The sequence below is a fragment of the Streptomyces olivaceus genome, assembly GCF_000721235.1.
In the GTDB taxonomy this organism is placed as follows: domain Bacteria; phylum Actinomycetota; class Actinomycetes; order Streptomycetales; family Streptomycetaceae; genus Streptomyces; species Streptomyces olivaceus.
This window is the reverse complement of sequence record NZ_JOFH01000007.1, coordinates 135250-148864: the sequence shown is the minus strand read 5'-3', so window position 1 is coordinate 148864 and position 13615 is coordinate 135250. Positions and strand designations below refer to the sequence as shown.

Sequence of the window (13615 nt, the reverse complement as noted above, 5' to 3'; positions counted from 1 at the left end):
GTGTGGAGTCCACACCCCACCGCGGACTATCCCGCATCCGCAGTTCTGAGATTCCGAGAACCCAGAAGGAAGCACCATGTCACTCACCTCGTACCGCACCCTTGGCCGCTCGGGGCTCCGCGTGAGCCCTCTCGCCTTCGGCGCGATGAACTTCGACGACGGCAGCTGGGGTTCCGGCCCCGAGACCTCGTTCGGGCTGCTGGACCACTACCTCGACGCCGGTGGCAACTTCGTGGACACCGCGAACATGTACAACGGCGGCGCCTCCGAAGAGACCCTGGGCCGCTACTTCGCCCAGCGTCCCGGCCGCCGTGACCGCGTCGTCCTGGCGACGAAGTTCGGCGGCAGCATGGCGGCCGACGACCCCAACTCCGGCGGGGCCGGCCGCAAGGCGATCCGCGCCCAACTGGACGCATCTCTGCGGCGGTTGAATACCGACTACATCGACCTCTACTGGATGCACCAGTGGGACCGGCACACTCCCGTCGAGGAGACCCTTTCCACCCTCACCGATCTGGTCCACGCGGGCAAGGTCAATGCCATCGGCCTGTCCAACGTGCCCGCCTGGTGGGTCGCCGAGGCTGCTACCACCGCCCGGCTGCGGGAGTGGGAGCCCGTCGCCGCACTCCAGGTCGAGTACTCCCTGCTCGCCCGTAGCGTCGAGGGCGAGACCTTCGGAGTCGCCCGCCGCTTCGGCCTCGGCATCACACCGTGGAGCCCGCTGGCCAGCGGCGTCCTGTCCGGCAAGTACTCGCGCACCACCACCGAGGTAGCCGGTTCCGGGCGCACCGCGTACGCCGCCTCCTACCTGAGCGAACCGACCTACGTCCTCCTCGACGCCCTGCGGGAGATCGCCGACAGCTTCGGTACGACAGTGGCAGCCGTGGCGCTCGCCTGGGTCCGGCAGCGCTCCGAGGTGACATCCACCCTGGTCGGCGCCCGGACCCAAGAGCAGCTGGCCGCCAATCTCGCCTCGCTCGACATCACGCTCACCGACACGCAGATCACCGCACTGAACAGCCTCACGGCACCCACCCTCGACTACCCGCACAGCATGATCGAGTCCATGGTCGGCTTCCAGCAGGGTGACACCACGGTCAACGGCCTGTCCGCCAAGGCGTTCGTTCGCTGACCTCCCTCAACAGCACTGCGTGACGAGAACGGAACACACCATGGCCGAGACACTCGAGATCACCACCTTGCGCCCAGCACCGGGCCTCACCGCCGACGACTTCGTGAAGGCGAACGCGGACATCGACGCCTACCTGAAGCGACAGCCCGGCTTCCTGTGGCGACGCATCGTCGAGACCGACGACGGACGCGTCATCGACATCGTCGCCTACGACAGCCTGCCGCACGCCCGCACCGGCGCCGTCGGCATCACCGGCGAGATGGCGGACTCTCCCGTCCACGCCACGATCGACCACGACAGCGTGGACTGGCAGCTCACCACCGCACTGCACCACGTCACATGACGGAGAGACCAGCATGCCGTTCGCCGACGAACTCATCAGCCGCCACACCGTGCAGAACCTCACGCACGCCATCCGGGCCGCCGCTCCGGACACCACCCTCACGGCACTGCACGCGGCAGCACGGCAGATCGGCCCGCTGGCACTCAGACAGCGCGCCGACCTGCTGCGCGACGCACTGCTGACCGACCTGCCGGGCGATTACGCCACACTCGCCCGGACGGTTCGAACAGCCCGGGACAACGCACCTCAGTTCACCGGATGGTTGATCTGGCCGGTCACCAGCGCGCTCGCCACCCGCGCCGTCCAGGAAGGCGAGACCGCCCCCTTCGACGACGCGATGGCACTCCTCGCCGAGCTCACCGGGCGACTCTCCTCCGAGTTCGCGATCAGAACACTGCTGCGACACGACCTCGACCGGGCGCTCAACACCATCGTGAGCGACTGGACCGGATCGGCAGACCCCGACGTGCGCAGGCTCGCCTCCGAAGGCACCCGTCCCTACCTCCCCTGGGCGGTACGGGTGCCGCAGATCCTGACCCGTCCCGGAGCGACGGTCCCCATCCTGGACACCCTCTACCGGGACGAGAGCGCATACGTACGCCGCTCGGTCGCCAACCACCTCAACGACCTCAGCCGCGACCATCCCGAGGTCGTCGTCGACACGGCGCGCCGCTGGCTGGACAGTCCTGACGCCACCACGGAGCGCCTGGTGCGGCACGGGCTGCGCACGCTCATCAAGCGCGGCCACCTTGGTGCACTGGAACTGCTCGGTTTCGCTCCCGCGGTCCTGGACGTGGTCGGGCCCCGACTGGACCGGGACGTCGTCCCTCTTGGCGAGAGTGTCCAGCTCACCGCCTCAATCCGCAACGTAGGTGCTTCTGCGGCGCGGCTGACGATCGACTACATCGTGCATCACCGCAAGGCCAACGGAACCCTGACCGGTAAGACCTTCAAACTCGCCACCCGAACCCTCGCACCGGGTGAACAGACGGAGGTGATGCGGGAGCACTCGTTCCGGCCGATCACGACACGGCGCTACTACCCGGGGCGGCACGCAATCTCCCTCCAGATCAACGGAGTCGAGTCCGACCGGGCCGCATTCGAACTGGCCCCCACGGACACACCGTGACGTGCGGCACGGAGGGAAGCGGGGCGGTCTCCGGGCCCCTGTAGGCGATCACCGGCCACGTTCACCTCGCATCGTGTGTCACCCGTCTGCCGACAGACCTCATCACCACACCGACAGACCAGGACCAAATTCGTCCGCATCTGCCTCTAGCGTCGTCAGTGACATCGATTGCCCCGGAGGGACCCTCAATGAACGAGATGCCGACACACGACGAGAAGGCCGGCCTCATCGAGGCCGAGGACAGGGCGCTGCAGGTCCGAGCCCAGTACGAGCAGATCGAGCAGCGCATTCTGGGCCGGACCTGGACACTGCCGGAACTCGCGCTCGGCTTCACGAACGACGCAGCCTACGTCGGGCGCCTGGTGCTGGCCGCCGAGAGCACCTGGGGCATCGACGGTGACGTGGACGCCGAACTGCGGCACAAGCTGGCCGAGTGCCTGTGGTGGGTCTTCGTACTCGCCGATCGACTCGACGTTGATATGCCGGAAGCCTACGAGGCCACCATGGATCGCATCGGCGATGGCCTGCAGCGGACCTTGGAGGCCATGCCCAAAGGCTGACAAGCCGCTGGTAGTCCAGCGGCGTACGTCATGGTCAACGGCTTGAGCGTGGACCTGCTGGTGGGTTGGTGCCGACGAGGGGGAGTCGCCCGGCGAGTCCCGCGAAGAATGACCATGCCTGTGCGTAGTGACAGTGCAAGGTGCTGTCGCCGTGCTTCGAGGTAGCGAAGTCGACGGCCCACCGCAGGTTCCTGATCCGGTGAAGAGCCCGTATCCGGGGCCGGACTCCAGGTGGAACTCTGTATCGCGTGGACGACGCAGGACGATCCATCGTCGGTGTTCTGTCCGTTCGCTGGACCCGACCTCTTCGGGCTGTACGCACGCTGATGCGCTTGCCTCAGAGCCCTTTGTCCCGCCTTCACGGACATTTCCTGCGCCCTCGTGTGCTACCTCAGGCACGCAGACACAGGTTGAGATGGCTTCCTGAAAGCCTTCATTGTGAGGGCGACGCCCGTACGATCACCGACGCCCTGGCACCGGCCGGCCCAGACAGTCGCGAGCGGGGCCCGGACGTCGTGTCTTGACGGGCTGAGCGAAAGACTCATTGAGTAGGTGCGGTGTTCGTCAAGATGCTGATCCTCTGGGACTCTGACCGCAGCGGACACGCCAGAGCTTGTGCGCGCGCCAAAGGCGACGTTCCTCTCGGTGGGCGGCTCGGGCCGTCCGGGGACCGAGGCTTTCTATCGCAAGATGGCCTTCGTTACCGCGGTGGAGGCGTCCCTACCCGGTGCGTCGAGGATTTCTCCATCGGATGCATGTGTCATCGAGATTCTCTACTGGTATCCGAAGCAGGCCGAATCTGTCGAGATCGAAGACTTTTACACCGGCAACAGCATCGATCTCCTTGAGTACCGCATCACCACCCGCGTCGCCGACTCGACCACCCATAACGCAATTGTGTCGGCCCGCCGTGACGCGGCGGGCCGTGCCGACGATCCGGGTGGCGAAGTGGAGCTGTTCACCTTGCCCGAGAGCCTTGTGGTGCAGGTGATGCATCACGGGCCTTTCAAGGACGAGTTCGAAACTCTCGCTCGGCTTGGCGCGTTCGCCCGTGAGAGGAACCTTCGGCGCTCCGGTCCGCATCGAGAGATCCACATCGACCCCTTTACCGCACAGACGCCGCAGGACGCGTTGCGGACCATCTTGCGTGACCCTGTCGCCTGACCTGCGGGTCTCACCAATGACCGCGGTTCGAAGCCCGCAATAGGATCGCCGAGCGTCCCGCGCTCTCGCCGTGGTGTTGGCCTACTGCCCGGTAGACGAGGGTGAGGGGCAGATCCATGTGGTCGACCAACGCCGTCGTGCGTCGTTGACTCAACCCCTGCCCGCCTCTGACCGTTCGGTGACCTTGCCGGACGGCCCCTCTTGTCACCGGACAGAGGCGCCTCATGTCGTAACCGCCCGGGGGCCCGCCCAGGCGGGCCCCGGCGGCCGGTAGCCGGGGCCGTCGCCCTGGTTGACCGTTTCGGGAAGGCCTAGCAGTGCCGTCCTCCGAAGCCAGTGGCTCACCCTCGAGTGCGGAAGCAGCTGCTGGCGTTCGCCGCTGCCACCACACTGGGCGGCACTCGGTCGAAGAAGGTAGGCCGATCTGAGTTGTGTAAACCCGCGGTCAGCCGGCGGGCTGGCTTCGAGAGCGTCGGGCGCTGAGACCGAAGAGGGCAACGAGCACGGCGGCGGTCCCTAGACCGGCTGCTGTCCAGAAGGCACCCGCCAGGCCGGGGACGAAGGCGCGGGGCTCGCCGCCGCTCGTGTGGACCGCGACGATGACGGCGATGCCGAGGGAGCCGCCCACCTGCTGAACCATCTGCAGGAACCCGGACATCGACCCGCTGTGCCGGGCAGGCACTCCCTCCATGATCAGCATCGTCCCGGGGGTGAACACGAGGGCGACACCGAGGCTGTGGAGCACCAGGGGAGCCACGACCCCGCCGACGTAGGTGCTGGAGTCGTCCAGGGCGGCGAACCAGATGAAGCTGATGGTGACCAGCGCCGTGCCGAGGACGAGCAACCGACCGGCTCCGAACCGCCGTACGAATGCGGGCACGAACTGCGTGACGATCAGGATGGTGCCTGTCAGGGGCAGGAAGGCGAGGCCGGCGACCAAGGCGCTCATGCTCAGCTCCCGTTGGTAGAACTGCACCAGCGTGAACAGCAGGGAGAAGTGGACCCCCACGGTGAGCCCCATGGCGCCCAGGGCCGTCGCGCGCTTGCGATGACGAACCAGGGAGAGGTCGAGCAGCGGGAGTTTGACGCGCCGCTCGACGGCGACGAACGCGGTGAGCAGAACGAGAGCAAGGATGAAGGTGACCAACGTTCCCGCGGTGGCCCAGCCTGTCTCTGCGGCGTGCACGAAACCGTAGACGAGGGCCAGCGACCCGAGGGTCGCGGTGATCGCTCCCGCCACGTCCACCCGGCCGCCGGTCGGCCGGTCCTCCTTGACGAGCCATTGGACGACGAGAACGACGACGGCCCCGATGGGCAAATTGATCAACAGCCCCCACCGCCAGGAGAAGAAGGCGGTCAGCGCGCCACCGACGATCAGGCCGAAGGACGAGCCCACTGCGGAGGCGGCGGTGAACAGGGCCATGTTCCGGCTGCGGGCATGCTCGTCTCGGGCGATGGCGGTGATCAGGGACAGGATGCTCGGTGCCGCGATGGCCGCTCCGACTCCCTGCGCCACCCGGGCGACGACCATGATCGTCGCGTCGGGGGCGAGGCCGGCGGCCAGTGACGCGAGAGCGAACAGCACTGTTCCGATGGTGAAGACCCGGACTCGGCCCAGAACGTCGCCGAGCCTACCGCCGAGCAGCATGAGTCCGCCGAAGGCCAGCGCGTAGGCGTTGGGCACCCATGACAGACCGGCGGGGGAGAAGCCGAGATCCTGTTGCAGCTGGGGGAGTGCGACCGTCACCACCTGCGCGTCGAGTTGCAGCATGAGCTGCGTGGCCAGGATGGCGACCGTGGCCAGGGCGACGAAGCGCGGCACGGCCACGGTGGGCACCCTGCGGTGTTCCGTCGGGGCCGGGGATGTATCGGCATCGCTGCCGGTGTGGACGGACATGCCACCTCATAGGGGGATGGGTTGATGAAAAGGCGGAGGGAGGCCGCACGGGCGAGCAGCTGGCACCTGAACGAGGGATGAGGAGTTGCTTCTCGCTCGGCACGGCCGTGTAGTCGAAGCGATGCCGTTAGTGTAACTAAGGTGGATACACTTTAGCAATTGTCGACGGCGGCCCGGGCTTCGACCGCGAGAAGCCCCGCGTCGTCCGCGACGTATGAAGGGCTTCTCCTCGTGGTGTCACCCGCCCGTGTGGCAGGACCGATACGGAGAGGGGTGAACATGAAGAACTGGATGACCGGATAGCACTCGTCACCGGCTGGGGGGCGGTTATCGGGCGTGTCGTCGCTCAGTGAGCTGACGGTGACAACCCTGGTATGAGCCTGTACGCAGCATCCAAGTCCGCCGCGCACTGTTCGGCACGCTCCTGAGCACAGGGGTTGGGTGGCCGAGGCGCCCGGGTAAATGGTCTCAGCCCCGGCCCTATCGAGACCGGGGGCTTCCGTGAATCCCAGGGCGAGACCTCGGGGGAGGCTGAGCGCACCGGGAACGCTGGGCCACGACCCCCTCGGTCGTACGGGGAAGCCGGCAGGGATGCCTCGGCGGCTCTCTTCCTCGCCACCGACGAGAGTTCCTTCGTGACCGGTAGGGAACTTCACGTGGATGGCCGTATGGCTATCAGGCGCCCAGCGTGTCGGCGGTCGTGCGGCCGACACCTTGGTGTCTCGCGAGCCAGGGGCGATCGCGAGGCACGCAAAGTCGTCCTACCGGTACGCCAAGAGGGAGCGCCGTACGCCGGGCCGACGGCCACAGTTGCCGCGGCCGAGCGGCGTGACCTCGTGAACGGTCAGCGGGCCCCGGCGGATACGGAGTGGAACGCCAGCGTGTCGCGCAGGACGTCTGCCACGGTGGTGGCCGACAGTGACCGGCAGAGAGCCTCAGTCGCCTCTTGATACACCTGACCCAGGGTGTGCTGGATACCGAAACCCACGTAGCACTCCGCGTTGGGATCCGAGGCGTGCATTCCGAAGATCGGCTCCTCAGGGAGTGCCTGGTAGACGTTGAGAAGTGAGATCTTCTCCGCCGGACGGGCGAGGTTCCAGCCGCCGTTGCGTCCGTGGGTGACCTCTACCAGTCCGGCATCCTTGAGCTGCCCGAGGCAGCGTCGGATGACGACGGGGTTGGTGTTGACGCTGGTCGCGATGCGCTGGGACGTCGCGACCTCTTTGTCGGTGCCGCGCCGGTCGTACGCCAGCCAGGTCAAGATGTGGACGGCCAGGCTCATACGGCTGTTCGCGCTCACGCGGGCTCGCCTCCCTTGGTCGATGCCGGTACTGGCTGGCGCTCGCGCACGCTGCCGGCGACACTAAAAACTGTAACAGTTACAGAAAAACCGGGCGACGCGTGCTCTAGCGGTGTCGCATGCCGCTCGGGCGTCCGCGATCGTGACGCAGGCCACCCGTGGCAAGTCACGTGCCGACGTTGCTCGCGGAGCTGGGCTGCGCCGTTCGTCCCTGCTGTGCGGATATCGCTCACGCCCGACAGGGACCACTGGTCAAGCTTCTGGCCGAGGGGATCGCTGAGGGAAACGGTGATGCGCTGGGGCGTTGCGTCCCCTTTGTCGATGCCGCGCCGGTCGCACGCCAGCCAGGTCAGGATGTGCATGGCCGGACTCATGCGACCTTTCGCGCACACGCCGCACGCCCCTGACCTCTTTTCCACGAGGAAGCTCCCCGCTCCGCCTGCGCTGGAAAGCATAACGACCGACGTTGCACCGGTATTTCATGGTCACCGCGCCTGGGCAGTGCGACCGTGCGCGCCTACGGAGGCGGGCAGCTGGGGCGCCCATGCATACCGCCGTGCGCACTTCCTGCAGGGTTCCGCACGGCCGGAAGGACGGTTTCGCTGCTGCCCAGTCCGCGGTGAAACGGCCTGCGGGCCGTCTGCTTCCTAGACCTGGGCGAGGCCGCCATCGACGAAGAGTTCGGCACCCGTGGTGAACGAGCTCTGGTCGGAAGCGAGGAAGACGGTGGCGGAGGCCACTTCGTCCACGTGCCCTACCCGCCCCATGGGAATGGAGCTGGCGAAGTTTTCCTTGAGTTCGCGCTGCGCATCGGCGTCATCGCCCGCGAAGCGCAGGAGACCGGGGGTCTCGACGGGGCCGGGGCTGATCGAGTTGACCCGAATTTTGCGTCCCGCCAGCTCGGCCGCCCAAGACCGGGCGAAGTTGCGCGCAGCCGCCTTGGTGGCGCTGTAGACGCTCATCGCCGGAATGCCCTGGGAGGCATTGGTCGAGGAGGTGAGGATGACAGAGGCACCCTCGGGAAGGAGCGGGAGCGCCTTCTGCACAGTGAAGAACATGCCCTTGACGTTGATGTCGAACGTTCGCTCGTACTCCTCCTCTGTCACGTCTGCGAAGCCTGTGACGCCGCCCACTCCTGCGTTCGCGAACAGCACATCGAGCCGTCCGCTGCGCTCCCTGATGGTCGCGAACAGGGCGTCGAGATCATCGAGCCTGGACACGTCGCTCTGCACTCCCACGGCGTCCGCGCCGATCGCTGCCACAGCGGCATCGAGCTCGGACTTGCGGCGCCCCGTGACGTAGACGGTGGCGCCTTCCCGTGCGAAACGCTTGGCTGCGCCCAGGCCGATACCAGTGGTACCGCCCGTGACCAGGGCGATCTTTCCGTCAAGCTGTCCCATTGCCCACTCCTTGGAGAATTGCTCTGAGGCTGGCTCTGCAGGCTGCGGGGGGCCCGCCACCTCCAGTGAAGGACGCCGGAGGTGCTGCACCAGCCGCTCAAATAAAATATAACAGCTTTGATTACACTTTGCCGTGGGTGTCGGCGGCGACCCGCATCAGCGGTGTGCCGCCGCCCCCTCACCTCGCCGCACTGTCACGCCGTGGTGCCGCGACGCGACCTTGTGGCAGCCCGGGGACAGACCATAAAGGCGAGCGGGCCGCGCCGGACGACGGCAGGCTCGGGCCCGCCCGTGTCCCTAGTTCTGTCCGCCCTGGAGGAACGGGTAGTCGGTGTACCCCTCGGGACCGGATGTGTAGAAGAGTGCCGGGCGCGGCACGTTCTCCACGTGCTCGCCCCGCCAGCGCTCCACCAGGTCGGGGTTGGCGATGGCCGCTCGACCCACGGCCACGACATCGGCGTGAGCGGCCTCGATCAGCTCCACCGCTTCCTCGCGCGTGGTGATCGAGGCGGACCCGCTGTTGGCCATCAACTTGCCCCCGAAGCGCCGGCGCAACTGCTGAGCCAGGTCTCCTCCCAGCTCCTTGTGCAGGAGGGAAAGGTAGGCCAGGCCCAGCGGGCGCAGTTGGTCGAGCAGGTGGCCGTAGGTGGCCAGGACGTCGTCCCTGTCGGTCTCCAAGGCGTCCTTGATGTTGCGTTCGGGTGAAATTCGCAACCCGACCCGCCCGGCGCCGACGGCCTTCGCCACCGCCGTGACCACCTCGACGACGAAGCGGGCCCGGTTCGTCGGTGTACCGCCGTACTCGTCGGTGCGGTGGTTCGACGCCGGGGAGAGGAACTCGTGCAGCAGGTATCCGTTGGCGGCGTGGACCTCTACGCCGTCCAAGCCGGCCTCGATCGCCCGGCGGGAGGCCGTGACGAAGTCCTCGAGTGCTGCTCGGGCTTCCGGGACGGTCAGTGCCTGCGGCACCGGGTAAGGCTGCTTGCCCTTCTCCGTGTGTCCCTCACCGTTGATCGCGATCGCGCTGGGAGCCAGGATGCGCAGCCCTCCGTTGACATCGGGGTGGGTGACGCGACCGGCGTGCACGACCTGCATCACGATGCGGCCGCCTTGAGCATGCACCGCCTCGGCCACCCGCCGCCAGCCGGCCACCTGCTCGTCAGTGACGATGCCCGGCTGCCCCACGAAGGCCTGCGACTCGCGGCTGGGGTAGACGCCCTCGGTGACGATCAGACCGAGGCTCGCTCGCTGCCGGTAGTGCTCGACCATCAGGTCACCGGGGACGCCGGAGGAACCCGACCGCATCCGAGTCAGCGGGGCCATCGCGACACGGTTCGCGAGTTTGATGTCTCCGAGTGAATCGGGCGTGAAGAGGGACGGCTTCGCGGATGTCGCTGCCGACGTCATTGATGTGACTCCGTTCCGGGATGGGTGCACGCACGGGTGGGGCCGGCTGCTGCGGTGTGGTGCGGGAGCGCTCGGTCCGTTCCATCACCACTCGCCGGAGGGCTACGCCCCCTTGGGTCAACGGCCAGGAGCCCTCACGGGCCCACTTTTCCTTGCTCCGCGGGACGGCCGTTCCGGGCAGTGCGACGATGTGTAAGCTGTATCAAGGTTCGTTACATTAACGCGCCGACCGGCACCCCCTGTCAACTTTCAGGAGCACCCCTCATGCCCGCACACCTCCACTCCCTTTCAGAAGCCCCGTTGAGTGAGGGCTACGACGCCGCCACCCGTGGTGACCCGGAGTTCGCTCAGCACTTCGAGCACCGCTTCACCACCATCGACGGCCTTCAGATGCACTACGTCGTCGGAGGCGACGGCCCCCGCACCATCGTGCTGCTCCACGGCTTCTCGGAGAGCTGGTACGAATATCGGGCGATCATGCCCGACCTGCTGCCGGGTCACACGGTCATCGCCGTGGATCTGCCGGGACTTGGGGACACCACCGGCGAGCTACCCTCGCACGACAAGGCCACGCTCGCCCGCTACGTGCACCGCCTGCTCCTCCACCTCGGCCACCAGGAAGGGGTGCAGCTGGTCGCGCACGACTTCGGCAGCGCCGTCGCTTATGCCCTTGCGGCTCAGTGGCCCGAACAGTTCGGCGGCTTGATGATCATGGACTTCGGCCTCGTCGGCGGTTCACTCACCTTCGACCAGCTCAAGCCGCTGTCGTTCCACTTCTCCTTCTTCCAGCAGGAACCGCTCTTCGAGCAGCTCGTGGCCGGACAGGAGCGCCTCTTCCTGTCGTACTTCTATCAACTGCTCGGCGCACCAGCCCCGGAGAAGAGCCTCGACGAGTACGCGCGGGTCTACGGCCGGCCGGGCGTGCTGCACAACGGGTCGCGCTACTACCAGGCATGGCCGCAGGACGAGGCCGACAACCGCCGCCTCATGCGCAAGCCCCTGGACATGCCCGTCCACATCATCGCCCAGGCGCAACTCTTCGACACGTTCCACACTGCGCTCAAGGACGCCGCTCCGCAGGCGACAGGCAGCCCTGTCGAGGGAGTGGGGCACTGGCTCCTGCACGAGGCACCCGGACGGGTACTCGGGGAGATCAAGACCTTCTTCGACTACCAGGACTGATCGTTACCGTCCCCACTCCGCACCACCCCCATAAGGAGGAAAACGTGCTGGACCACGTGGAGATCCAGGTCGCCGATCCCGAGAAGAGCGCGGCGTTCTACGACGCCGTGCTCGCACCTCTGGGCGCCAGCCGTCGTATCGAGCACCAGCAGCGTATCGGCTACGGGCCCGGGCGCCCCGAGTTTTGGATCGGTCCGGTCGTCGGACCGGCATCGCCCTCCCGCGAGACGCACCTCGGCTTCGCGGCGCCCGGCCGTGACGCGGTCGACGCCTTCTACGCCGCGGCCGTGGCCCAGGGGGCGCCGGTTCTGCACCAGCCGAAGGTGTGGCCGCAGTACCACGACAGCTACTACGCCGCCTTCGTGCGGGACCCGGACGGCAACAACGTGGAGGCCTTCTGCGAGAACCCGGCCTGATGCCGCTCGGCGTAACCGGTACGAGCGAGGGCCTAAGCGGAAATGATGATGACGCCGCGTTTTCCTGCTTGCGCTCGTCCGGGACAGTAGCGGTCGTCCCGCCTTGAAGAGGGCCCCGTTCCACCGAGGGTATTTGGTGCGGGGCGGGCCGGGCGTGACCTGGTGGGTTAGCCGGTGTCGGCCCCGGCTTTGCTGACGCGGGGGCGGTCGGTGGCGATGTTCGGGAACACGTGGATGCCACCGCCACCAACGGGCCCCTCGCGCTCGTCTACGGTTTCATCCATACCACTGAGTCCCCTGGCCGATCCCGTCCTTCGTTCTCGCAGCAGTACTGCTGCTGGGCTGAAGGCCGGCCATCGTGGCTCATCGGCGGCACCCAATCGGCCATCCTCTTCGTGGTCGTGCAGTACTGCCAACGCACGCTGCGGTTCGGCACCTGACGTCGGGCTTCGCTTTCACTCACGCTCACTGGGGCGCTCCTGGTCACGGTGAGTTCGTCGCTTCCCGGCCCTCGACTCCGCCGGCAGCTACGCCACGGGCCGTCCTGCCCGCGCTGCTCATCCAAAGCGTCGGGGCGGCCATGGGTTTCACCCCGACCGCAGTGGTGATCAGGCCCGGTCCGGAAGCGGAAGACGCCGGCTCCATGTCAGGCCTACTCCAGACCACCCAGCAGGTCGCAGGCTCCCTCGGCTTCGCGATCACCGTCGCGTCCATGTCGCAGGTGACAACGCCGCCACCTTCCCCGCCAGCCCGGGCCCGACCTTCTGCGAAGCGGCAGCCACGACCTTCGCCGCCACGCTTCTGGGCCTGTTCGACCTTCACCCGCCCGGTGGCGGAGCCTGCCCGACAGCTCCGATCTCCTACCCGAAACAACGCACACCACAGGCCCTCGGCCACAACACCAGAAGGAGGAACTGATCATGGGACAGCTGTCCGACAGGGTCGCTCTCATCACCGGCGGCACGGCAGGTATCGGCCTGGCCACCGCCCGGCGCTTCATCAAGGAGGGAGCCTTCGTCTACATAACCGGCCGACGGCGACCGGAACTTGATGCCGCCGTCGAGAACCTCGGCACCCAGGCCGCCGGCGTCCAGGGCGACGTCGCCGACCCTCATGCCATCGACCAGGTAATCAGCGCGATCAGGCAACGTCACGGCCGGCTGGACATCGTCTTCGTCAATGCGGGCGGCGGCAGCGTGCTCCCTCTGACCGAGATCACTCAGAAAGACTACGACCGGCATTTCTCCGTCAACGTGGCCGGAGCGCTGTTCACCGTGCAGAAGGCCCTGCCTCTGATGACGAACGGCGGCTCCATCATCCTCGTCGGTTCGGTCAGCGCCTCCCGCAACGTTCCCCAGATGAGCCTGTACGGCGCGACCAAGGCCGCCCTGCGCAGCCTGGGCCGTTCTTGGGCCTACGAACTGACTGAACGCGGCATCCGCGTCAACATTTTGAGCCCTGGCCCCATCGATACCCCTGCCACCTACGTCGCGGCCGGGGCGCACGACGACGAGTCCCGGCAGCAGGTCAGGGACCAGATGGGCAGCAGCATCCCCCTGGCCCGCATCGGCCGTCCCGAGGAAGTGGCCGCCACCGCGGTGTTCCTGGCTTCCGACCAGAGTTCCTTCACCACGGGCGCCGAACTCTTCGTCGACGGCGGCCTGGGACAGATGTGACCGCACACC

Annotated in this window: 13 protein-coding genes; 9 read left to right on the top strand and 4 right to left on the bottom strand. The window is 67.1% G+C overall.

Annotated features, from left to right (window positions below; translation table 11 throughout):
- Positions 1-76 precede the first annotated feature (76 nt).
- The 5 genes from IG94_RS0110685 to IG94_RS39635 all read left to right on the top strand — a co-directional run bounded on the left by IG94_RS0110685 (position 77) and on the right by IG94_RS39635 (position 4328).
- Entirely contained in the window at positions 77-1132 is a 1056-nt protein-coding gene (locus IG94_RS0110685) for an aldo/keto reductase (protein WP_031033894.1), read from the top strand.
- A 40-nt stretch (positions 1133-1172) separates the two neighbouring features.
- Entirely contained in the window at positions 1173-1475 is a 303-nt protein-coding gene (locus IG94_RS0110680; RefSeq protein WP_031033892.1) for a hypothetical protein, read from the top strand.
- A gap of 13 nt (positions 1476-1488) precedes the next feature.
- Positions 1489-2604 carry a DNA alkylation repair protein gene (locus IG94_RS0110675; protein WP_031033890.1) on the top strand — a complete coding sequence of 372 codons (1116 nt, stop codon included), beginning with the start codon at positions 1489-1491 and terminating at the stop codon, positions 2602-2604.
- 188 nt (positions 2605-2792) lie between these two features.
- Positions 2793-3164, top strand: coding sequence for a nucleoside triphosphate pyrophosphohydrolase family protein (locus IG94_RS0110670; protein WP_052410623.1), 372 nt, complete (start codon positions 2793-2795; stop codon positions 3162-3164).
- 615 nt (positions 3165-3779) lie between these two features.
- A complete protein-coding gene (locus IG94_RS39635; RefSeq protein ID WP_031033886.1) occupies positions 3780-4328 on the top strand; it encodes a GyrI-like domain-containing protein in 549 nt (182 codons plus the stop codon).
- 445 nt (positions 4329-4773) lie between these two features.
- Here IG94_RS39635 and IG94_RS0110660 read toward each other — a convergent pair whose 3' ends face one another.
- Positions 4774-6225, bottom strand: a complete 1452-nt coding sequence (locus IG94_RS0110660; RefSeq protein WP_224326178.1) for an MFS transporter — start codon at positions 6223-6225, stop codon at positions 4774-4776.
- Positions 6226-6662: 437 nt separating this feature from the next.
- On the opposite strand from IG94_RS0110660, the gene IG94_RS44315 reads away from it, so the two are divergent.
- A complete protein-coding gene (locus IG94_RS44315) occupies positions 6663-7175 on the top strand; it encodes an SDR family oxidoreductase (protein ID WP_078892249.1) in 513 nt (170 codons plus the stop codon).
- Here the strand turns inward: IG94_RS44315 and IG94_RS0110655 are convergent.
- From IG94_RS0110655 to IG94_RS0110645, 3 genes are all read right to left on the bottom strand, one after another.
- Positions 7070-7525, bottom strand: coding sequence for an Rrf2 family transcriptional regulator (locus tag IG94_RS0110655; RefSeq protein WP_043373277.1), 456 nt, complete (start codon positions 7523-7525; stop codon positions 7070-7072). The genes IG94_RS44315 and IG94_RS0110655 overlap by 106 nt on opposite strands.
- Positions 7526-8172: 647 nt before the next feature.
- Positions 8173-8925 (bottom strand): SDR family NAD(P)-dependent oxidoreductase, encoded by a 753-nt coding sequence (locus IG94_RS0110650; RefSeq protein ID WP_031033879.1) that lies wholly within the window; start codon positions 8923-8925, stop codon positions 8173-8175.
- 297 nt (positions 8926-9222) lie between these two features.
- Positions 9223-10332: an alkene reductase gene (locus IG94_RS0110645; protein WP_031033876.1), complete on the bottom strand. Its 1110-nt coding sequence runs from the start codon at positions 10330-10332 to the stop codon at positions 9223-9225.
- A gap of 264 nt (positions 10333-10596) precedes the next feature.
- On the opposite strand from IG94_RS0110645, the gene IG94_RS0110640 reads away from it, so the two are divergent.
- The 3 genes from IG94_RS0110640 to IG94_RS0110625 all read left to right on the top strand — a co-directional run bounded on the left by IG94_RS0110640 (position 10597) and on the right by IG94_RS0110625 (position 13606).
- Positions 10597-11514 (top strand): alpha/beta fold hydrolase, encoded by a 918-nt coding sequence (locus tag IG94_RS0110640; protein ID WP_031033874.1) that lies wholly within the window; start codon positions 10597-10599, stop codon positions 11512-11514.
- Between the two features lie 44 nt (positions 11515-11558).
- The gene (locus IG94_RS0110635; protein ID WP_031033872.1) at positions 11559-11930 is read left to right on the top strand and encodes a VOC family protein; all 372 of its coding nucleotides are present in this window, start codon (positions 11559-11561) and stop codon (positions 11928-11930) included.
- Between the two features lie 920 nt (positions 11931-12850).
- Positions 12851-13606, top strand: coding sequence for an SDR family NAD(P)-dependent oxidoreductase (locus IG94_RS0110625; protein WP_031033869.1), 756 nt, complete (start codon positions 12851-12853; stop codon positions 13604-13606).
- Positions 13607-13615: the final 9 nt, after the last annotated feature.

Bases quoted from the DNA above. Each gene is read 5' to 3' on its own strand.
- IG94_RS0110640 (WP_031033874.1), top strand. From the start codon at position 10,597: ATGCCCGCACACCTCCACTCCCTTTCAGAAGCCCCGTTGAGTGAGGGC.
- IG94_RS0110660 (WP_224326178.1), bottom strand. From the start codon at position 6,225: ATGTCCGTCCACACCGGCAGCGATGCCGATACATCCCCGGCCCCGACG.
- IG94_RS0110675 (WP_031033890.1), top strand. From the start codon at position 1,489: ATGCCGTTCGCCGACGAACTCATCAGCCGCCACACCGTGCAGAACCTC.
- IG94_RS0110680 (WP_031033892.1), top strand. From the start codon at position 1,173: ATGGCCGAGACACTCGAGATCACCACCTTGCGCCCAGCACCGGGCCTC.
- IG94_RS0110625 (WP_031033869.1), top strand. From the start codon at position 12,851: ATGGGACAGCTGTCCGACAGGGTCGCTCTCATCACCGGCGGCACGGCA.
- IG94_RS0110685 (WP_031033894.1), top strand. From the start codon at position 77: ATGTCACTCACCTCGTACCGCACCCTTGGCCGCTCGGGGCTCCGCGTG.
- IG94_RS0110650 (WP_031033879.1), bottom strand. From the start codon at position 8,925: ATGGGACAGCTTGACGGAAAGATCGCCCTGGTCACGGGCGGTACCACT.
- IG94_RS0110645 (WP_031033876.1), bottom strand. From the start codon at position 10,332: ATGACGTCGGCAGCGACATCCGCGAAGCCGTCCCTCTTCACGCCCGAT.
- IG94_RS0110670 (WP_052410623.1), top strand. From the start codon at position 2,793: ATGAACGAGATGCCGACACACGACGAGAAGGCCGGCCTCATCGAGGCC.